The 18,555-nt window shown below is 72.1% G+C and carries 18 protein-coding genes and 1 tRNA gene; 12 read left to right on the forward strand and 7 right to left on the reverse strand.

What is annotated here, in order from left to right; genetic code table 11:
• The first annotated feature begins 16 nt into the window (after window positions 1–16).
• The 3 genes from ispD to rlmB are packed head-to-tail and all read left to right on the forward strand — an operon-like array spanning window position 17 to window position 3,769.
• Window positions 17–1,270 (forward strand): 2-C-methyl-D-erythritol 4-phosphate cytidylyltransferase, encoded by a 1,254-nt coding sequence (gene ispD, locus ABIQ69_RS05075; RefSeq protein ID WP_350349297.1) that lies wholly within the window; start codon window positions 17–19, stop codon window positions 1,268–1,270.
• Window positions 1,271–1,307: 37 nt separating this feature from the next.
• Entirely contained in the window at window positions 1,308–2,720 is a 1,413-nt protein-coding gene (gene cysS / locus ABIQ69_RS05080) for a cysteine--tRNA ligase (RefSeq protein ID WP_350349298.1), read from the forward strand.
• Window positions 2,717–3,769 (forward strand): 23S rRNA (guanosine(2251)-2'-O)-methyltransferase RlmB, encoded by a 1,053-nt coding sequence (gene rlmB, locus ABIQ69_RS05085; protein WP_350349299.1) that lies wholly within the window; start codon window positions 2,717–2,719, stop codon window positions 3,767–3,769. Before cysS ends, rlmB begins: the two co-directional genes overlap by 4 nt.
• Here rlmB and ABIQ69_RS05090 read toward each other — a convergent pair.
• Window positions 3,766–5,079 (reverse strand): DUF4032 domain-containing protein, encoded by a 1,314-nt coding sequence (locus tag ABIQ69_RS05090; protein WP_350349300.1) that lies wholly within the window; start codon window positions 5,077–5,079, stop codon window positions 3,766–3,768. The genes rlmB and ABIQ69_RS05090 overlap by 4 nt on opposite strands.
• Before the next feature lie 100 nt (window positions 5,080–5,179).
• On the reverse strand, window positions 5,180–6,277 hold the full coding sequence (gene ugpC / locus ABIQ69_RS05095; RefSeq protein ID WP_350349301.1) for a sn-glycerol-3-phosphate ABC transporter ATP-binding protein UgpC: 1,098 nt from the start codon (window positions 6,275–6,277) through the stop codon (window positions 5,180–5,182).
• A gap of 274 nt (window positions 6,278–6,551) precedes the next feature.
• Between ugpC and ABIQ69_RS05100 the strand changes: the two genes are divergently transcribed.
• The 3 genes from ABIQ69_RS05100 (at window position 6,552) to ABIQ69_RS05110 (ending at window position 8,704) form a co-directional block, all read left to right on the forward strand.
• Window positions 6,552–7,472 (forward strand): thioredoxin domain-containing protein, encoded by a 921-nt coding sequence (locus ABIQ69_RS05100; RefSeq protein WP_350349302.1) that lies wholly within the window; start codon window positions 6,552–6,554, stop codon window positions 7,470–7,472.
• A gap of 101 nt (window positions 7,473–7,573) precedes the next feature.
• Window positions 7,574–7,649, forward strand: a tRNA-Thr gene (locus tag ABIQ69_RS05105).
• Entirely contained in the window at window positions 7,649–8,704 is a 1,056-nt protein-coding gene (locus tag ABIQ69_RS05110) for a DMT family transporter (protein ID WP_350349303.1), read from the forward strand. The genes ABIQ69_RS05105 and ABIQ69_RS05110 overlap by 1 nt, the downstream gene beginning before the upstream one ends.
• Here the strand turns inward: ABIQ69_RS05110 and ABIQ69_RS05115 are convergent.
• Both ABIQ69_RS05115 and msrB read right to left on the reverse strand, forming a co-directional pair.
• Window positions 8,693–9,244 carry a nitroreductase family protein gene (locus ABIQ69_RS05115; protein WP_350349304.1) on the reverse strand — a complete coding sequence of 184 codons (552 nt, stop codon included), beginning with the start codon at window positions 9,242–9,244 and terminating at the stop codon, window positions 8,693–8,695. The two genes, ABIQ69_RS05110 and ABIQ69_RS05115, sit on opposite strands and share 12 nt — an antisense overlap.
• A 3-nt stretch (window positions 9,245–9,247) precedes the next feature.
• Window positions 9,248–9,649 carry a peptide-methionine (R)-S-oxide reductase MsrB gene (gene msrB / locus ABIQ69_RS05120; protein WP_350349305.1) on the reverse strand — a complete coding sequence of 134 codons (402 nt, stop codon included), beginning with the start codon at window positions 9,647–9,649 and terminating at the stop codon, window positions 9,248–9,250.
• 212 nt (window positions 9,650–9,861) lie between these two features.
• Between msrB and ABIQ69_RS05125 the strand changes: the two genes are divergently transcribed.
• The 5 genes from ABIQ69_RS05125 to groL all read left to right on the forward strand — a co-directional run bounded on the left by ABIQ69_RS05125 (window position 9,862) and on the right by groL (window position 14,189).
• Window positions 9,862–10,215 carry a DUF3263 domain-containing protein gene (locus ABIQ69_RS05125; protein WP_350349306.1) on the forward strand — a complete coding sequence of 118 codons (354 nt, stop codon included), beginning with the start codon at window positions 9,862–9,864 and terminating at the stop codon, window positions 10,213–10,215.
• 28 nt (window positions 10,216–10,243) lie between these two features.
• Window positions 10,244–10,789: a LytR C-terminal domain-containing protein gene (locus ABIQ69_RS05130; protein ID WP_350349307.1), complete on the forward strand. Its 546-nt coding sequence runs from the start codon at window positions 10,244–10,246 to the stop codon at window positions 10,787–10,789.
• Between the two features lie 215 nt (window positions 10,790–11,004).
• Entirely contained in the window at window positions 11,005–11,208 is a 204-nt protein-coding gene (locus tag ABIQ69_RS05135) for a cold-shock protein (RefSeq protein WP_153685455.1), read from the forward strand.
• 158 nt (window positions 11,209–11,366) lie between these two features.
• Entirely contained in the window at window positions 11,367–12,437 is a 1,071-nt protein-coding gene (locus ABIQ69_RS05140) for a DUF3048 domain-containing protein (protein WP_350349308.1), read from the forward strand.
• Between the two features lie 132 nt (window positions 12,438–12,569).
• Window positions 12,570–14,189 carry a chaperonin GroEL gene (groL, locus tag ABIQ69_RS05145; RefSeq protein WP_350349309.1) on the forward strand — a complete coding sequence of 540 codons (1,620 nt, stop codon included), beginning with the start codon at window positions 12,570–12,572 and terminating at the stop codon, window positions 14,187–14,189.
• 99 nt (window positions 14,190–14,288) lie between these two features.
• Here the strand turns inward: groL and ABIQ69_RS05150 are convergent, their stop codons facing one another.
• The 3 genes from ABIQ69_RS05150 to ABIQ69_RS05160 all read right to left on the reverse strand — a co-directional run bounded on the left by ABIQ69_RS05150 (window position 14,289) and on the right by ABIQ69_RS05160 (window position 17,190).
• Entirely contained in the window at window positions 14,289–14,579 is a 291-nt protein-coding gene (locus ABIQ69_RS05150) for a WXG100 family type VII secretion target (RefSeq protein ID WP_350349310.1), read from the reverse strand.
• A gap of 116 nt (window positions 14,580–14,695) precedes the next feature.
• Window positions 14,696–16,444, reverse strand: a complete 1,749-nt coding sequence (locus tag ABIQ69_RS05155) for an ATP-binding protein (RefSeq protein ID WP_350349311.1) — start codon at window positions 16,442–16,444, stop codon at window positions 14,696–14,698.
• Window positions 16,445–16,497: 53 nt separating this feature from the next.
• Window positions 16,498–17,190 carry a response regulator transcription factor gene (locus ABIQ69_RS05160; RefSeq protein WP_350349312.1) on the reverse strand — a complete coding sequence of 231 codons (693 nt, stop codon included), beginning with the start codon at window positions 17,188–17,190 and terminating at the stop codon, window positions 16,498–16,500.
• Window positions 17,191–17,312: 122 nt separating this feature from the next.
• Here ABIQ69_RS05160 and ABIQ69_RS05165 point away from each other — a divergent pair, with 122 nt between their 5' ends.
• Window positions 17,313–18,551 (forward strand): FAD-dependent oxidoreductase, encoded by a 1,239-nt coding sequence (locus ABIQ69_RS05165; protein WP_350349313.1) that lies wholly within the window; start codon window positions 17,313–17,315, stop codon window positions 18,549–18,551.
• Window positions 18,552–18,555 lie beyond the last annotated feature (4 nt).

The raw sequence follows: 18,555 nt of genomic DNA on the forward strand, positions 1-18,555 counted from the left end.
GGGCTAGGGTCGGAGCGTGAGCGCTTCGACCGTCGCCGTCATCGTCGTGGCCGCCGGCAGCGGCACCCGGCTCGGGCATCCCGAGCCGAAGGCCTTCGTATCCGTCGGCGGGCGGCCGATGCTGGCCGTCGCGGTGGATGCCGTGCTGGGCATGCGGGAGACGCCGCACCTGGTGGTCGTGGTGCCCGAGTCGCGCGTGGACGAGGCCCGCGAGCTCCTCGGCCCGGTGGCCGCCGCGGCCGACGCCCCGCTCGACGTCGTCGCAGGCGGCTCGAGCCGGCAGGACTCGGTGGCACGCGGCCTCGGCGTCGTGCCGCACCTGGTCGATACCGTGCTCGTGCACGATGCGGCACGGGCGCTGACCCCTGCGCTCGTGTTCGACGAGGTGGTGCAGGCGGTGCGATCACGCGGGCACGGGGTGATCCCGGCGCTCGACGTCGTCGACACCATCAAGCGCGTCGACGCCGGTCGGCGTGTGGTGGAGACCGTCGACCGGTCCGAGCTCGCGGCGGTCCAGACGCCGCAGGGGTTTCCGCGCGACGCCCTCGACCGGGGGTACGCGACCGCTGCGGAACGCGGTGCGGAGTACACCGACGACGCCGCCCTCGTCGCCGCCATCGGCCTCGCCGTCGACGTGGTCCCCGGCGATGCGCGCGCCTTCAAGATCACCGTGCCCGCCGACCTGGCCCGCGCCGACCGGCTCGTGCGCGATCGGGCCGGGCACGCCCGGGAAGCCGGCTCGCCGGGGGCGTCCGAGCGGTTCGCGGGGGCGGGAGCATCCGTGCCGGTGCCCGCAGCGCCACGGATCGGCACCGGCGTCGACGTGCACGCCTTCGCCGACGACCAGGCCACGCCCCTCTGGATCGCCGGGCTCGAGTGGCCGGGCGAGCGCGGGCTCGCCGGCCACAGCGACGGCGACGCCGTGAGCCACGCCATCGTCGACGCGCTGCTCTCGGCCGCGGGCCTGGGCGACCTCGGCAGCGTGTTCGGCACGGACGACCCCGAGCTCGCCGGCGCGCACGGCGAGGTCTTCCTCGCCCGGGCGCGGCAGCTCGTCGAGCAGGCGGGCTTCCGCATCGGCAACGTGAGCGTGCAACTGCTCGGCAATCGCCCGAAGCTCGCACCGCGGCGCGAGGAGGCGCAGCGCGTACTCTCGGGGGCGCTCGGCGCCCCGGTCAGCGTGGCCGCGACGACGACCGATGGCCTCGGGCTCACGGGCCGCGGCGAGGGGGTCGCGGCGATCGCGACCGCCGTCATCCTCCCGACCTGACCAGGCCGGGCGCGCCCGCCGCCGGTAGGCTTGACGGGTGACGCTCCGACTGTACGACACCAAGGCCCAGGCGCTTCGCGACTTCGTGCCCCTCCGCGAGGGGCACGTCGGCATGTACGTCTGCGGACCCACCCCGCAGTCGAGCCCGCACATCGGCCACCTGCGCAGCGCCCTCAATTACGACGTCATGCGGCGCTGGCTCTCCTACCGCGGCTACGAGGTGACCTTCGTCCGCAACGTCACCGACATCGACGACAAGATCCTCGAGGCCGTCACCGGCGAGCAGTGGTGGGCGCTCGCCTACCGCGTCGAGCTCGAGTTCTCGGCGGGCTACCGCGCGCTCGGCATTCTCCCGCCCACCTACGAGCCGCGCGCGACGGCGAGCATCATGCAGATGCAGGAGCTGATCGCCCGCCTCATCGAGCGCGGTCACGCGTACCCCGCGACGGATGCCTCCGGCGACGTCTACTTCGACACGTCGAGCTGGCCCGCCTACGGCGAGCTCACCCGGCAGTCGCGCGAGCACATGGAGGCCGCGCCCGACGCGGACCCCCGCGGCAAGCGCGACCCGCGAGACTTCGCGCTGTGGAAGGGCCGGAAGCCCGAGGAACCCGAGTCCGCCTCGTGGGAGTCGCCCTGGGGCGCCGGCCGCCCGGGCTGGCACATCGAGTGCTCCGCCATGAGCCGGCGTTACCTCGGGCCCGAGTTCGACATCCACGGCGGCGGACTCGACCTGCGGTTCCCGCATCACGAGAACGAGCTCGCCCAGTCCACCGCGGCCGGCGACGGCTTCGCGCGGTACTGGGTGCACAACGGCCTCGTGAACATCGGCGGCCAGAAGATGTCGAAGTCGCTCGGCAACTCCGTCTACGCCGCCGAGCTGCTCGAGCTCGCGTCGCCGCTGGCGATCCGCTACCTGCTGGGCGCCGCCCACTACCGCTCGACGCTCGACTACGGCCCCGGCGCCCTCGCCGAGGCTGAGGCTGCGGTCGATCGCATCCGCACCTTCCTCGCACGCGTCGAGCGCCGGCTCGCGGGCACCCGGTTCGCCGGGGAGGGCGCGCCCGTCGTGCCAGAGCCGTTCGCCGAGGCGATGGACGACGACCTCGGGGTGCCGCAGGCGCTCGCCGTGCTGCACGACACGGTGCGCGCGGGCAACCACGCCCTCGACGGCGAGCAGCTGCACGAGGCTGCGGCCGCGCACGGCCAGGTCGTCGCGATGGTCGGCGTGCTCGGCATCGATCCGCGCGACCCGCACTGGGCGACCGCGGAGCAGGGGCCGGCCGCCGCCGCCCTCGACGCGCTCGTCACGCGCCTCATCGACGACCGCCAGGCCGCTCGCCTGGCCAAGGACTACCAGGCCGCGGATCGCATCCGGGCCGAGCTCGCAGCCGCGGGCATCACCATCGAAGACTCGTCTTCAGGAACGCATTGGAGCCTCAGCTCATGAAGGGCAGCACCGGCAAGGGACGCGGCGGAGCCGTTCGCAAGAGCGGCAAGGGCAAGCAGGTCGGCACCGGCGGCCACGGCCGCAAGGCGCTCGAGGGCAAGGGCCCGACGCCGAAGGCCGAAGACCGCGCGTGGCATCCGGCCGGCAAGCGGAAGGCGGCTGAGGAGCGCTACAAGGCGGCGGGCGGCAAGGGCCGGCCGGCCGGGGCGAGCACCTCGAAGGGGGCGCCCCGCGGAGCCTCGGGCGCCGCGCAGCGTTCGCGGAGCGGCGACGAGTCGGAGATCGTGACCGGCCGCAACTCGGTCGTCGAGGCGCTCCGCACCCGCGTGCCGGCGACCACGCTGTACATCGCCGCTCGCATCGAGATGGACGACCGGGTGAAGGAAGCCGTGAAGCTGGCGACCAACCGCGGCATCCCGATCCTCGAGGTGATGCGTCCCGAGCTCGACCGCCTCGCCGGCGAGGGCGGTGTGCACCAGGGCCTCGCATTGAAGGTGCCGCCCTATGAGTACGCGCACCCGATCGAGCTGCTCGACGAGGTGCTCGCGAACGACGAGACGCCGCTGTTCGTCGCCCTCGACGGCATCACCGACGCCCGGAACCTCGGGGCGATCATCCGGTCGACCGCCGCCTTCGGCGGGCAGGGCGTGATCGTGCCGCAGCGGCGTTCCGTGGGCGTGAACGCCGGCGCGTGGAAGACCTCGGCTGGTGCCGCCGCGCGCGTGCCGGTCGCGATGGCCACGAACCTCACCCAGACGCTGAAGCTGCTGAAGGAGCGCGGCGTGTTCGTCCTCGGCCTCGACGGCGGCGGCGATGTGTCGCTGCCGGGCCTCTCGTGGGCCGACCGGCCGATCGTCGTCGTGGTCGGCTCCGAGGGCAAGGGCTTGTCGCGGCTCGTGACCGAGACGTGCGACGCCATCGTGTCGATCCCGATCAGCTCGGCGACGGAGTCGCTGAACGCCGGCATCGCGGCCTCGGTGACGCTCTACGAGATTTCGAAGCTGCGCGCCGCGGCGGCGCCCGACGCGGCCGCTGCCCCCCAGGGCTAGACCTTCGCGCGCCAGTCGCCCTCGTCGTCGGGATCGACGACGGGGATGGCCGCCGTGTCGATCGTCGGCATCGCGGTGGTGATCGCACCGGTCGGCGGGTCGATCATGGTCGCCTCGTCACGCCGGTGGCGGAGCACGGTGTTGATGTAGCTCGTCACGGCCTCGGCGAGCGGGATGTCGTGCCCCTCGCGCTGTGCCAGGAACCACCGGTGGTCGAGCAACTGGTGGAAGACCTCCGCGGGCTCGAGCTTGCCGCGCAGCTCGGTCGGGATGGCCCGCACCACCGGCTCGAACACGCGCATGAGCCACTCGTGGGCCACCATCTCCTCGTCGAGGTCGCCCTTGCCGTACGCCGCGCGGTAGGAGTCGAGGTCGTTGAGGAGCCGCCGGGCCTGGTTCTCCCCGGCGTCGAGGCCCGTGAGCCGGAGGAGGCGGCGCTGATGATGCCCGGCGTCGACGACTTTCGGCTGGATGCGGACCGTCGTGCCCGAGTCATCCGTCTTGATCGCCAGCTCCTCGATGTCGAAGCCGAGCTCGTTCAGCCGGTTGACCCGCTCGTTGATGCGCCAGCGTTCGGCCGTGGCGAACGACTCGACACCGGTCAGCTCGGTCCAGAGGCTGCGGTACGCGTCGACGATGCCGTCGGAGATGCGCACGGGGTCGAGCTCGTCGGCGACGCGGCCGCCAGCCTCGAGGTCGAGCAGCTCGCCCGCGATGTTGACCCGGGCGATCTCGAGGTCGTTCTCGCGTTGGCCGTTCGAGAGCCCGCCCTCGTAGAGCTTGCCGGTCTCGGCATCGACCAGGTACGCGGCGAACGCGCCCGCGTCGCGGCGGAAGAGCGTGTTCGACAGCGACACGTCGCCCCAGAAGAAGCCGACGATGTGCAGGCGCACGAGGAGGACCGCGAGGGCGTCGACGAGCCGCGTCGCGGTGTCGGGGCGGAGCGTCTGCGAGAACAGCGCGCGGTAGGGAAGGGAGAAGCGGAGGTGCCGTGTGACGAGGACGGGCTTCAGCGCCTCGCCCTCTGCGTCGGTGCGATTCGTGATGACGGCGACAGGGTCGACGCAGGGGATCTCGAGTCGCTGCAGGGTCCGCAGCATCTCGTACTCGCCCTTCGCCATCTCGGCGGTCGTCTCCTTGATCGCCACGACGTGGCCACCGAGGTGGGCGAAGCGCACGAGGTGACGCGAGATGCCCTTCGGCAGCGCCGCGATCGTGTCGCTCGGCCAGGCCTCGAGCGGGAGGTCCCACGGCAGGTCGAGGAGGGCCGGGTCGGCCATGGCCGAGGTGATCGAGAGGGAGCCGCTCATGGGTTCGATCCTTCCAGATGCGCCGGCGGCGCGTGCGCGGCGGAAACGACGGATGCCGGCCGGGCCGAAGCCCGACCGGCATCCGATCGATCTGCGGAGACTAGCTCGCGGCGACGCGGTGGCCGAGGCGCTCGCCCGACTCGGCGTCGAACACGTGGACGTGGTTCGGCGTCGGGGTGAGGTAGACCGTGTCGCCCGCGAACGGGTGGGTGCGGCCGTCGACGCGCGCGACGATGTCGGTGCGCTTGCCCTCGATGTCGGAGTGGCCGTAGAGGTAGCCGTCGGCGCCGAGCTCCTCGACGAGGTCGACCGTGACGGCCAGGCCCTCGCCCTGCGTGGTCGAGACCTGGATGTCCTCGGGGCGGACGCCGACGGTGACCTGCGTGCCCGCGTGCTCGAGCACGTCGCGCTCGACCGGCACGACCGCCGTGCCGAACCGGATGCCGCCCTCGGCGACGTCGGCGTGGAACAGGTTCATCGCCGGCGAGCCGATGAAGCCCGCGACGAAGACGTTGTTCGGCTGCTCGTACAGGTCGCGCGGGGTGCCGACCTGCTGGAGGACGCCGTCCTTCAGCACCGCGATGCGGTCGCCCATGGTGAGCGCCTCGGTCTGGTCGTGCGTGACGTAGACCGTGGTGACGCCGAGACGGCGCTGGAGCGAGGCGATCTGGGTGCGGGTCTGCACACGGAGCTTCGCGTCGAGGTTCGACAGCGGCTCGTCCATGAGGAAGACCTGCGGCTGACGCACGATCGCGCGGCCCATGGCGACGCGCTGACGCTGACCACCCGAGAGGGCCTTCGGCTTGCGGTTGAGGTAGGGCTCGAGGTCGAGCAGCTTCGCAGCCTCGAGCACGCGCGCGGCGCGCTCGTCCTTGCCGACGCCGGCGATCTTGAGCGCGAAGCCCATGTTCTCGGCGACGGTCATGTGCGGGTACAGCGCGTAGTTCTGGAAGACCATCGCGATGTCGCGGTCCTTCGGGGGCACGTCGGTGACGTTGCGGTCGCCGATGAAGATGTTGCCCTCGTTGACCTCTTCGAGGCCGGCGAGCATACGGAGCGACGTGGACTTGCCGCAGCCGGACGGGCCGACGAGGACGAGGAACTCGCCGTCGGCGATCTCGAGGTCGAGCTGGTCGACGGCCGGACGGGTGCCGCCCGGGTACAGGCGGGTGGCCTTGTCGAACGTGACTGATGCCATGGTTCTCTGGTTCTCCTTCACCGGCAGGTACGTGCCGGACGATCCGTAGTGATGGATGAGTGCGTCGCCAGCGACGCCCACTCAGTATCGCACGCGCGAACCGCCGCGCAAGCCGCGGCCGCCGGCCGGCGGCGGGGCATCCGTCTTGGGTGTTTCCCAGCCATCGTCCCTACTATCGTGGTGGCGTCCGCACGCATGGATGCGCGCGCCCCCACGGCCCGGTCGCTGCCTCAGCGCCAGGGGCTCCCACAGCACAGTCCGAAAGTGACCATCGATGAGCAACGGCGGTTCCAGTCAGCCACGTCCGACCCGTAACGAGCGCAGGGAGGCGGCCCGCGAGAAGGCGCGACTCCTCCGCGAGGAGCAGAAGCGGCGCGATCGTCGCAAGAAGGTGCTCGTGCAGGGCGGAGTGATCGTCGCCGTCGTGGTGATCGCCGGTCTCGTGGCCTGGGCCATCTTCAACAGCGTCAAGCCGGCCGGCCCCGGCCCGCGCAACATGGCGAGCGACGGCATCGTGCTGCAGGGCGTCGACGGCGCCATCACCGCGGTCGAGACGCCGGCGCTGCAGCCGGGCGACGACCCCGTAGCCACCGTGCAGGACGACAGCGGCGACGTCGCCAACATCGTCACCTACGTCGACTACCTCTGCCCGTTCTGCGGCCAGTTCGAGGCGACGAACGCCGAGACGATGCGCACGCTCGTCGAGTCGGGTGCCGCGACGCTCGAGGTGCACCCGATCGCGATCCTGACGAACAAGTCCGCGGGCACCCAGTACTCGCTCCGCGCGGCCAACGCCGCCGCGTGCGTCGCCGACCTGTCGCCCGAGTCGTTCTTCGACTACAACGCGATCCTCTTCGAGAACCAGCCCGAGGAGGGCTCCACGGGGCTCACGAACGATCAGCTGAAGCAGCTCGCGTCCGATGCGGGCGTCGGGTCGCTCTCGCAGGTGAACTCCTGCATCGACGACGTCCGGTTCAAGGCGTGGGTGCAGGACGCGACCACGCGCGCGCTGAGCGGACCCATCCCGAACTCCGACCTCGAGGCCGTCACCGGCACCCCCACGGTGCTCGTCAACGGCAAGCCGTACGAGGGTTCGCTCACCGACCCGGGCGAGTTCCAGGCGTTCGTGACGCAGGCCGCGAGCGAGAGCTCGCTCGAGGCCACGCCCACGCCGACCCCGGCACCGGCCCAGTAAGGTTCGACCACCGCGAGGCGGGTCCGGCGACGCCGGGCCCGCCTCGTGCGTTCCACGGGCAGGCCGCCGCCGGTCGGTAGGATGGGCTCGAGGCATCCCTCGCCGGCTTGGCGCAATTGGTAGCGCACCGCTCTTGTAAAGCGGTGGTTGCGGGTTCGAGTCCCGCAGCCGGCTCCATGGACGAGACATCCGCGACCCCGACGGGCACCATCGAGACGGCCGCGTCGGGGCAGGTGCATCCCCACGCCGAGCGGACCAGGCTCCCGGTCTGGGTCGCCGTCGGCATCGCGCTCGCCTGCGGCGCCGGCACGGCGGTGCAGTCCCGCATCAACGGCGAACTCGCGACCGAGCTCGCCGACCCGTACACGGCGGCCGCGATCTCGTTCGGGTCGGGGCTGGTCGTGCTGCTCGTGGCCCTCGCCTGCTGGCGGCCCGGACGGGCGGGGTTCGCGCGGCTGCGGGGCGAGCTCCGGCACCGCCGCATCGCCTGGTGGATGCTCCTCGGCGGGCTCGCGGGCGCGTACTTCGTGACGACGCAGGGCCTCTCCGCCGGCGTGCTGGGCGTCGCCGTGTTCACGGTCGCGATCGTGGCCGGGCAGACGGTCGGCGGACTCGTGTTCGACGTGGTCGGTCTCGGACCGGGCGGGCGTCGCCGGGTGACGTGGTCGCGCCTGGCGGGAGCGCTTCTGGCGCTGGCGGCGATCGGATGGGCGATGTCCGCGCAGCTCGTCCACGACGTGCCGCTGCTGCTCATGCTCCTGCCCTTCGCCGCTGGCATCGGTGCGGCGTGGCAGCAGGCGGTGAACGGCCGGGTCCGGGGCGCCGCGGACAGCGCGCTGACCTCCACCGTGCTGAACTTCGCCGTCGGCACGACGGCGCTGGTCGTCGTCATGCTCGTGCACGCCGCGGCGGTGGGATTCCCCGAAGCGCTGCCGTCGGAGCCGTGGCTCTACCTGGGCGGTGTGCTCGGCTGCCTGTTCATCGCCGGGCAGGCCGTCGTCGTGCGGGTGATCGGCGTGCTCGTGCTCGCCCTCGCGGGCGTCGCGGGGCAGCTCACGGCCGCGCTCGCGCTCGACCTGCTGCTGCCGACGCACGGGCGAACGGTCGACGCCGCCACGATCGGCGGCACGGTGCTCGCCCTCGCGGCGGTCGGGCTCGCGAGCCTGCCCCGCCGAATGCACCGGCACGTCGCGGCGGACGAGCAGGCGGCGGGCGCCGGTTCAGTGCAGTGAGCTGAGGCGCCCGGCGGTCGTCGCGGACGGGCGGGTCGTGCGCGCGCCCTCGGGGCGGCCGCCCACGTAGAGCCAGCCCATCAGCCGTTCGCCCTCGCCGAGTCCGTGCACAGCGGCGACGGCGGGATGCCTCGTGTAGGGGCCGGTGCGCCACATCACGCCCCAGCCCGCCTCGTCGAGGAGGAGGCTCAGCAGATGCCCGACGCCCGCGGCGACGGCCTCCTGCTCCCAGACGGGGACCTTCGGATGCCCCTCCGTCACCGAGGCGACGATGGCGACGAGCAGGGGCGCCCGCAAGGGCTTGGCCGCGAGCTTCGCGGCGGCCTCGCCCTCGGCGCCCGCGGCGGCGGCCAGGGCCGTCCCGAGCCGGGCCCTGGCGTCGCCGCGGACGGCGATCACTCGCCAGGGCGCGAGCGACGCGTGGTCGGCCACGCGGCCGGCGGCCTCGACGAGCGCGGCGAGCTCGTCGTCGCCGGGCGCGGCATCCGTCACCTTCGGCGACGAGCGCCTCGCGAGCGCCGCCTCGCGGACCGACGCCACGGATCAGGCCTCGGGGGTGAACCCGAGGGCCAGCGAGTTCATGCAGTAGCGGTCGCCCGTGGGCGTGCCGAACCCGTCGGGGAAGACGTGGCCGAGGTGCGACCCGCAGGCCGCGCACCGGACCTCGGTGCGGACCATGCCGAGCGAGGTGTCCTCGATGAGCTCGACGGCCTCGGGGCGGACCGACTCGTAGAAGCTCGGCCAGCCGCAGCCCGAGTCGAACTTCGTGCCGCTCTTGAACAGCTCGGCGCCGCACGCGGCGCAGGTGTAGATGCCGGCGCGCTCCTCGTCGAGCAGTTCACCCGTCCACGGGCGCTCGGTCGCGGCCTCGCGGAGCACCGCGTACTGCTCGGGGTCGAGCTCGGCGCGCCATTCCTCGTCGCTCTTCTCGACGCGGTATCCCATCGTTCTCCTTCCGCCCCGGCCGCTCGGCCGGGATCGCGGGCGCCGTTCAGCCTAGTCCCGCGCATGGTGCAACCCCCGTGAGCGTGCCGCTGTTCCCCGGTCGCCGCAGGTCTGCTCGCGGGCGCGCCGTCCGGCTCGGCGTGCTCCCAGGCGCCCACTGCCTAGGATGTGCTCGAACGCGCGGCGACGGGCCGGGCGACGAGGGAGGCGGCATGAGCGACGGCGCAGCGGCCTCCCGTCCGCACCGCGAGCCGGCCGACGCGCCACCGGGCGCGTCCGGGACGACGGAGCGCAGCACGCCGGCCGACGCGCTCGGAGACCTCGACCGCCGCATCCTCGCGTTCGAGTCGCGGTCCTTCGCGGATCCCGGCGCCAAGGCCGAGGCCGTCCGCGCCGAGTTCGGCATCTCCGCCGCCCGGTACTATCGGATCCTCGGCGGCCTCATCGACTCGCCCGCTGCGCTCCGGCACGACCCCATGCTCGTCAAACGACTGCAGCGGATGCGCGATGCACGCGCCGCAGCCCGCTCGCGTCGCACCCTGTCCCTCGGCCGGTCGATCGACTGACCCGGCCCCGAACCCACGACTGGACCCCATGGCTCAGAAGTTCCCCCGCGACCGGTTCGACCGCATCCCGCACGGCATGGAGCGCGTCGGCGCGCACCGGGCGCCTCGGCGGCCCGGTCAGGGCTGGATCACGTTCGGCTGGGCCGCCCTCGCGACCGTGGTGCTCGCGGCCGCCGGCATCGTCGGCGTCGTCGTCTTCAACGACCGGCTGAACTTCGGCGACGAGCCGCAGGCGTCGCAGGCGCCCGAGCCCACCGCGACGGCGGCGCCAACCGTGGCGCCCGACATCCCCGTCACGGTGCTGAACGGCACGGCCACGGCGGGCCTCGCGGCGCGCGCGGCCGAGACGCTGCAGGCGGCCGGCATCCCCGTCGGCGCCACCGCCAACGCGAGCGAGCAGGATCTCACCGAGAGCTACGTGTACTACGCCTCGCCCGAGCTCGAGGGCGCCGCGCGGGGCGTCGCGCAGGCCCTTCCGGAGATGGACGTGCGGCTCGACCCGAAGTTCGCCGAGATCGGCACGCCGCTCGCGGTCGTGCTCGGCGCCGACTACGCGACCGCCACCGGCGGCTGATCGCGCCCGGCCCTGCGGGCCCGAATCGTTGCCATTCTGCGACATTTCGCCGCGGAACCCCTCTTGTGCGCGCCCGCCGCGTCCCTCCAATCTGGAGAAGGTCGCTCGATCCCGTGTGGAACGCCACGCATCATCCGGTGCACGTCAGCACGAAGGGGGGCCCGGTACTGGCCGCAGGCACGTGCTGACGACACACTGCAACATGGGAGCAACGCATGGCGAACGGAACCGTCAAGTGGTTCAACGCTGAAAAGGGATACGGGTTCATCACGGTCGACGGCGGCGGCCAGGACGTCTTCGTCCACTACTCCGCGATCGACATGGCGGGCTACAAGGTCCTCGAGGAGGGCCAGCAGGTCGTCTTCGAGGTCGGCACGGGGGCCAAGGGCCCTCAGGCCGAATCGGTGCGCCCCGCCTGATCTCACTCGTCCCGGATGCGCCGCCCGATGCGTCGGGCGGCGCTTCCGTGTCTCCGGGCGGCGCTTCCGTGTCTCCGGGCGGCGGCAGTCGCGACACGCGGGCGACCCGCGCCGCGCGGAGAGCGGACCGGCGTGTCCGGTCCGGCTACGATGACGCCATGCCGGGGGGAGCCGCGCGTCCCGCGCCGAGGCGCGCGGGCGTCGCCATCGCGACGTCGATCGCGGTCCTCGCCGTCGCCGCGCTCGCGGGCTGCGAGCCCGCCGGTCCGGTGCCGACCGGCACGCCGGCCCCAGGCGCGGCGGCGCGACCCGTGCCCGCCGACCCCGCCCCGCCCGTCGCGGTCGCGTTCGCGCCGCTCCGCGGGACGCCCATGGATGCCTCGGCGCTCGACCATCCCTCCATCGCGGTGAAGATCGACGATCACGAGGAGGCGAGGCCCCAGATCGGCCTGAACCGCGCGGACCTCGTCTTCGAGGAGCTCGTCGAGGGCGGGCTCACCCGCTACGCCGCCGTGTGGCACGCCGACGTGCCGGAGGAGGTCGGTCCCGTCCGCTCGATCCGGCCGATGGATCCCGACATCGTGGTGCCCTTCGGCGGGCTCGTGGCGTACTCGGGCGGCCAGGAGCAGTTCGTGGCCATGATGGAGGACACCCCGGTGGTGAACCTCGTCTTCGACTTCGACGACTCGGGCCTCTTCACCCGTGCCGACGATCGCCCGTCGCCCCACGACGTGCTGCTCGCGGCGGACGAGGCCGTCGGCCGGCACACCGAGCTGGGTCCGCCGCCGGTGCAGTTCGCCTACGGGTCCACCGATCCGCTCGCACCGCTGGGCGCGGCGGCGACGCCGACGTCGCGCATCGACGCGGTCTTCTCCGAGTCGCGGTTCCCGTCGTGGGAATGGGATGCCTCCGCGGGCGTGTGGCTGCGGCTGCAGGAGGGCCGGCCCGACACCGACGCGTCGGGCGACCGGGTGCGCGCGACCAACGTCGTGACGCTGCGCGTCGCCATCGACTGGTCGTACGGGGATGTGCCGCGCACGGTGCTCGGCGGCGCCGGCGAGGCCTGGGTCTCGGTGGCCGGGCGGACGGCCCACGGCTCGTGGTCGAAGGCGTCGCAGGAGGCGCCGATCGTGCTGAGCGCCGACGACGGGTCGCCGCTCCGGCTCGCGCCGGGCACGACCTGGATCGAGCTCGTGCCCGTCGACGGGTCGGTCGGCTTCACGCCCTGATCGCGGTCGCGCGTGCGGCATCCGCTCGCTTGCACTCTCGAATCGAGAGTGCCAGAATCGGTGTTAGCACTCGTCTCATCCGAGTGCTAACCCCAGAATCTCCAGACGTCCGGGAAGGGACGAGAGACACACATGGCAAAGATCATCGCTTTCAACGAGGAGGCCCGCCGCGGTCTCGAGCGTGGCCTCAACACGCTCGCCGACGCGGTCAAGGTGACCCTCGGCCCGCGCGGCCGCAACGTCGTGCTCGAGAAGAAGTGGGGCGCCCCCACCATCACCAACGACGGCGTGTCGATCGCCAAGGAGATCGAGCTCGACGACCCGTACGAGAAGATCGGCGCCGAGCTCGTCAAGGAGGTCGCGAAGAAGACCGACGACGTCGCCGGTGACGGCACCACGACCTCGGTCGTGCTCGCCCAGGCGCTGGTCCGCGAGGGCCTCCGCAACGTCGCCGCGGGCGCCGACCCGATCAGCCTCAAGCGCGGCATCGAGAAGGCCGTCGCGGCCGTCTCCGAGGAGCTGCTCTCGGCCGCCAAGGAGATCGAGACCAAGGACGAGATCGCGGCGACCGCGTCGATCTCCGCCGCCGACCCCCAGATCGGCGAGATCATCGCCGAGGCGATCGACAAGGTCGGCAAGGAGGGCGTCGTCACCGTCGAGGAGTCGAACACTTTCGGCACCGAGCTCGAGCTGACCGAGGGCATGCGCTTCGACAAGGGCTACCTGTCGGCGTACTTCGTCACCGACCCCGAGCGCCAGGAGGCGGTCTTCGAGGACCCGTACATCCTCATCGCCAACTCCAAGATCTCGAACATCAAGGACCTCCTGCCGATCGTCGACAAGGTCATCCAGACCGGCAAGCAGCTCCTCATCATCGCTGAGGACGTCGACGGCGAGGCGCTCGCGACGCTCATCGTCAACAAGGTGCGCGGCATCTTCAAGTCGGTCGCCGTCAAGGCGCCCGGCTTCGGCGACCGCCGCAAGGCCCAGCTGCAGGACATCGCCATCCTCACGGGCGGCCAGGTCATCAGCGAGGAGCTCGGCCTCAAGCTCGAGAACGTCACCCTCGACCTGCTCGGCCAGGCCCGCAAGGTCGTCATCACCAAGGACGAGACCACCATCGTCGAGGGCGCGGGCGACCCCGAGCAGATCGCCGGCCGCGTGGCCCAGATCCGCCAGGAGATCGAGAACACCGACTCCGACTACGACCGCGAGAAGCTGCAGGAGCGCCTCGCCAAGCTCGCCGGCGGCGTCGCCGTCATCAAGGCGGGCGCGGCCACCGAGGTCGAGCTCAAGGAGCGCAAGCACCGCATCGAGGACGCCGTCCGCAACGCGAAGGCCGCCGTCGAGGAGGGCATCGTCGCCGGTGGTGGCGTCGCCCTCATCCAGGCCGGTGCGAAGGCCTTCGGCAAGCTCGAGCTCTCGGGCGACGAGGCGACCGGTGCGAACATCGTCAAGGTCGCGATCGAGGCTCCGCTCAAGCAGATCGCCCTCAACGCCGGCCTCGAGCCGGGTGTCGTGGCCAACAAGGTCGCCGAGCTGCCCGACGGCCACGGCCTGAACGCGGCGTCCGGCGAGTACGGCGACCTGCTCGCGCAGGGCATCATCGACCCCGCCAAGGTGACCCGTTCGGCGCTGCAGAACGCCGCGTCGATCGCGGGCCTCTTCCTCACCACGGAGGCCGTCGTCGCCGACAAGCCCGAGAAGACGCCGGCTCCGGTCGGCGACCCGACGGGCGGCATGGACTTCTAGTCCAGGGCGTCAGCCGACACACGAAGGGCGTCTCCCGAGCGGGAGGCGCCCTTCGTCGTGTCTCGCGCGGTGAGGTGGCGGCAGCGAGGACCGGCCGCGTCACCTGGCGAACAGTCGCGCGTTCGCCTGTTCGACGTCGAGGTACTGCGTGGCGGCGACGCCGAGCGCCCGGTTGAGCCCCGCGAGGCTCTGCTCGACCTGGAGCTGCGTGGCGCGCCAGTCGGAGACGGCCGCCTGGAACGCCGAGGCGGCCTGCCCCGACCAGGACGACTGCAGTCCGGTGAGCTGGCCCATGAGACTCGCGACATCGGCCTGGATGCGGCCCATCACGGCGTGTGCGGACTGGGTGGCGGCCTGCACCTGCTCGCCGTCGACGTGGTAGCTGGTCATCGGGTTCCCTTCGGTCGTGGTGGGCACCACGGTAGGGAGCCCGGCGGAGATCGCCGCCCGGCCTGCCAGGGTCCGTGCGCGTTCGCGAGCCCGGTCCGGTGTGGAGGGCGGGTCGGTCAGCCCTCGGCGACGCGCTGCGGTGCAGACGGCGAGCCCGCGAGCGGCAGGGATACGCGGAAGGTCGCGCCGCCGCCCGGCGTCTCGACGACGTCGACGGTGCCGTTGTGCGCGGCGACGATCGAGGAGACGATGGCGAGCCCGAGGCCGGAGCCGCCGGTCTCCCGTGTGCGCGACGTGTCGGCGCGCCAGAAGCGCTGGAAGATCTTCTCCCGGATCTGCGGAGGGATGCCCTCGCCGTGGTCGACGACCTCGAGCATCGCGCGATCGGCGTCGTCGTCGACCGACACGCGGATCTCGATCGGGCTGTCGATCGAGGTGAACCGCACGGCGTTGCCCATGAGGTTGGTGATGACCTGGCGCAGCTTGTTCTCTTCGGCGAGCACCACGGCACGTCGCACGGTCGCGGTCGGCGCGCCGGCTCCCGCTGCGGCCTGCGCGCCAGGGTCGGCCACGGCGGCTGCTGCGGACGCCGTCGGCGCCGCGATCTCGGCAGACGGCGCCGAGCCCGGGGCGGCGGCCCCCGCGTCGACCGGTGTCGCAGGGGCGCCGGCCTTGGACCGCACGCGCCTCCCGCGAAGGCGGGCCAGCGTCGCGCCGGCGAACGACAGGTTCCCTCTCGCGCCCTTCGCCGGAGCCGGGTCGAGCTCGACCTGGAGAACGGGCGCGGTGCCCGTGGCATCCGGTGCCCGGTCCTCGGGCGCGATCACGGTGACCACGCGTCCGGGGTTCGCCGCCATGGCGTCGAGGGCCGCGTCGCGCGCGAGCGGCACGAGGTCGACCTCGGCGAGCTCCAGCGGCTTCGCCTCGTCGAGGCGGGCGAGGGCGAGCAGGTCCTCGACGAGGCCGCCCATGCGGATGGCCTCCTTCTCGATGCGGTCCATCGCCTGCCCGACCTCCTCGGGCGTCTGCAGCGCGCCCATGCGGTAGAGCTCGGCGTAGCCGCGGACCGAGACGAGCGGGGTGCGCAGTTCGTGCGAGGCATCCCCGACGAACCGTCGCATCTGCTCGATGGTGCGCGCCCGGTCGCGGAACGCGCGGTCGATGCGGTTCAGCATCGTGTTGAGCGAGCGCGTGAGACGCCCGACCTCGGTGTTCGGCGTCGCCCCGCCGAGGCGCTGGCTGAAGTCGCCGTCGGCGATCGCCGCCGCCGTGCGCTCGACCTCGCGGAGCGGGGTGAACGTCGAGGTGACCATCATCCGCGTCAGCAGCGCGCCGATGAGGATGACCCCGAAGCCGAAGCCCAGGAAGATCGTGAGGTACGCCGCGAGCAGCCGCTCGCTCTCGGCGGTGGAGATCGCGATGAGGACGGCGACGTTCGTGCCGTGGTCGACCTGCTGCACCGTGATGACCGCGCGGTACACGGGATGCCCCTCGGCGTCGGGCAGTTCCTGGACGACGTACCCGTCGCGGTTGGTCTCCAGCACGTCCATCGTGGTCAGCTGCCGGGGGATCTTCGGCGGCACGTTGGGGTTCTCGCTCGACCAGTTGTCCTCGCTCAGCGAGCCGTCGGCGTCGTAGACCGCGATGAAGACGTCACGCGAGTTCCGGAACTCCTCCCTCAGCGACCCGCCGCTCGCCATCGTCGTCAGCTTGTGCTCGACCTGGCTCTCCACGTAGTTGCGCAGCATCGCCGCGGTGCCGATGCCCGAGACGAGCAGCCCGAGGGTCAGCATGAGCACCGTCACACCCGTGATCTTGGTGCGAAGGGAGATGCGGTTCCACCGCTCGGTGAGGCTCTGATGCATGGCGGGCCGAGTCTACGGACGCTCCCTGGACCGGCGCTGTGCCGACGGCCTCGTCAGGGCTTGGACGACTTCAGCATGTAGCCGAAGCCGCGCTTGGTCTGGATGAGGGGTTCACTCGAGTGCTGGTCCAGCTTGCGGCGCAGGTACGAGATGTAGCTCTCGACGATGCCGGCGTCGCCGTTGAAGTCGTACTCCCACACGTGGTCGAGGATCTGGGCCTTCGACAGCACACGGTTCGGATTCAGCATGAGGTAGCGCAGCAGCTTGAACTCGGTGGGAGAGAGTTCGACGGGCACGTCGCCGACGAGCACCTCATGGGTGTCCTGGTCCATGGTGAGCTCGCCGGTGCGGATGACGGCGTCCTCCTCGGCGTGCATGGTGCGGCGGAGGATCGCCTTGATGCGCGCCACGATCTCGTCGAGCGAGAAGGGCTTCGTGACGTAGTCGTCGCCGCCGACCGTGAGGCCCGTGATCTTGTCCTCGGTGTCGTCCTTCGCGGTGAGGAAGAGGATCGGGGCGGTGTAGCCCGCCGAGCGCAGCCGCTTCGTGACGCTGAAGCCGTTCATGTCGGGCAGCATCACGTCGAGGATGATGAGGTCGGGTTCCTCTTCGAGCACGGCGGAGATGGTCTGGGCGCCGTTGCCGACGGCGCGGACGGCGAAGCCCGCGAAGCGCAGGCTGGTCGTCAGCAGGTCGCGGATGTTGGGCTCGTCGTCGACGATGAGGATGCGTGGTCCGTCGCTCATGTCGCCATTCTCCTGCGGATCGCCTGGATCTTTGCTGAACATTCTTCGAGTGTCGCCGGATGCCTCGCCGAGAGCGGGTCGGGTCGGCCCGGGCCGACCCGGTCCGTGGAAGGATCGCAGGCATGGCTGGTGGAGAGCGGATCATCGTCGTCGGCGGAGGCATCGCGGCCGCCAGAGCGGTCGAGTCGGCGCGAGCCGCCGGGTTCGGCGGCGATCTCGTCGTGCTGACCGACGAGCGGCGCAGGCCCTACGAGCGGCCGCCGCTGTCGAAGGGGTACCTGCTCGGCACGGATGCCTCCTCCGCGGTGTATCCGCTCGACGCCGCGTGGTTCCGCGAGCATCGCGTCGACGTCCGCACCGGAGTCGCCGTGCGCGGGCTCGATCCGGCGGAGCACACGGTGGATGCCTCGGGCGAGACACTGCGATACGATCGGCTGCTGCTCGCCACGGGCTCGTCGCCGCGCCGGTTCGCCGGTCCCGGAGCCGGGCTCCGAGGCATCCATCACCTGCGCCGGCTGACGGACGCGACGGCGCTCCGCCGCGCGCTCACTGGCGGCGGGCGCCGCGTCGTCGTGGTCGGCGGCGGCTGGATCGGACTCGAGGTGGCGGCGGCCGCCCGTCGGCACGGCAACGAGGTCGTGGTCGTCGCGCGAGGCGTGCCCCTGGCGTCCGCGATCGGCGCCGAGCTCGGAGAGAGCTTCCAGGCGATGCACGAGGGCGAGGGCGTCCGCTTCCGCATCCCCGACCAGGTGACCGCGGTCCGGGGCGTGAACGGCCGGGTCGCGGCCGTCGTGCTCGGCACGGGCGAGGAGGTGTCGGCGGACGTCGTCGTGTTCGGCATCGGTGCGACGCCGAACACCCGGCTCGCGGCATCCGCGGGCATCGACGTGCGTGACGGCGTGCTCACCGACGCGAGCCTCGCCACCAGCGCACCGGACGTCTACGCGGCGGGCGACGTCGCAGCGACCTGGAACGAACGGCTGGGGCGCCATCTCCGCGTCGATCACTGGGCGAACGCCGACGCGGGCGGGCGCCTCGCCGGTCGGGCGCTCGCCGGGGAGGCCGTGCGCTTCGACGAGCTGCCGTACTTCTACACCGACCAGTACGACCTCGGCATGGAGTACTCGGGGTACGGTCAGCTCACGGCCGGCGCACCGCCGGTGATCCGCGGCGACCTCGCCGCGCGCGAGTACGTCGCGTTCTGGCTGGCCGACGGCAGGGTCGTGGCCGGCATGAACGTCAATGTCTGGGATGTCAACGCGGCCGTCCAACGACTCATCCGCTCGGAACGCGTCGTCTCGCCCGAGGAGCTCGCCGATCCGGCCGTCCCGCTCGACGCACTCGCCGGAGACGCGGCATGACCGG

The sequence above is a fragment of the Agromyces sp. G08B096 genome, assembly GCF_040267705.1.
Classification (GTDB): Bacteria; Actinomycetota; Actinomycetes; order Actinomycetales; family Microbacteriaceae; genus Agromyces.

Bases quoted from the DNA above. Each gene is read 5' to 3' on its own strand.
- rlmB (WP_350349299.1), top strand. From the start codon at position 2,717: ATGAAGGGCAGCACCGGCAAGGGACGCGGCGGAGCCGTTCGCAAGAGC.
- ABIQ69_RS05090 (WP_350349300.1), bottom strand. From the start codon at position 5,079: ATGAGCGGCTCCCTCTCGATCACCTCGGCCATGGCCGACCCGGCCCTC.
- ugpC (WP_350349301.1), bottom strand. From the start codon at position 6,277: ATGGCATCAGTCACGTTCGACAAGGCCACCCGCCTGTACCCGGGCGGC.
- ABIQ69_RS05100 (WP_350349302.1), top strand. From the start codon at position 6,552: ATGAGCAACGGCGGTTCCAGTCAGCCACGTCCGACCCGTAACGAGCGC.
- ABIQ69_RS05110 (WP_350349303.1), top strand. From the start codon at position 7,649: ATGGACGAGACATCCGCGACCCCGACGGGCACCATCGAGACGGCCGCG.
- msrB (WP_350349305.1), bottom strand. From the start codon at position 9,649: ATGGGATACCGCGTCGAGAAGAGCGACGAGGAATGGCGCGCCGAGCTC.
- ABIQ69_RS05125 (WP_350349306.1), top strand. From the start codon at position 9,862: ATGAGCGACGGCGCAGCGGCCTCCCGTCCGCACCGCGAGCCGGCCGAC.
- ABIQ69_RS05130 (WP_350349307.1), top strand. From the start codon at position 10,244: ATGGCTCAGAAGTTCCCCCGCGACCGGTTCGACCGCATCCCGCACGGC.
- ABIQ69_RS05135 (WP_153685455.1), top strand. From the start codon at position 11,005: ATGGCGAACGGAACCGTCAAGTGGTTCAACGCTGAAAAGGGATACGGG.
- ABIQ69_RS05140 (WP_350349308.1), top strand. From the start codon at position 11,367: ATGCCGGGGGGAGCCGCGCGTCCCGCGCCGAGGCGCGCGGGCGTCGCC.
- groL (WP_350349309.1), top strand. From the start codon at position 12,570: ATGGCAAAGATCATCGCTTTCAACGAGGAGGCCCGCCGCGGTCTCGAG.
- ABIQ69_RS05150 (WP_350349310.1), bottom strand. From the start codon at position 14,579: ATGACCAGCTACCACGTCGACGGCGAGCAGGTGCAGGCCGCCACCCAG.
- ABIQ69_RS05155 (WP_350349311.1), bottom strand. From the start codon at position 16,444: ATGCATCAGAGCCTCACCGAGCGGTGGAACCGCATCTCCCTTCGCACC.
- ABIQ69_RS05160 (WP_350349312.1), bottom strand. From the start codon at position 17,190: ATGAGCGACGGACCACGCATCCTCATCGTCGACGACGAGCCCAACATC.
- ABIQ69_RS05165 (WP_350349313.1), top strand. From the start codon at position 17,313: ATGGCTGGTGGAGAGCGGATCATCGTCGTCGGCGGAGGCATCGCGGCC.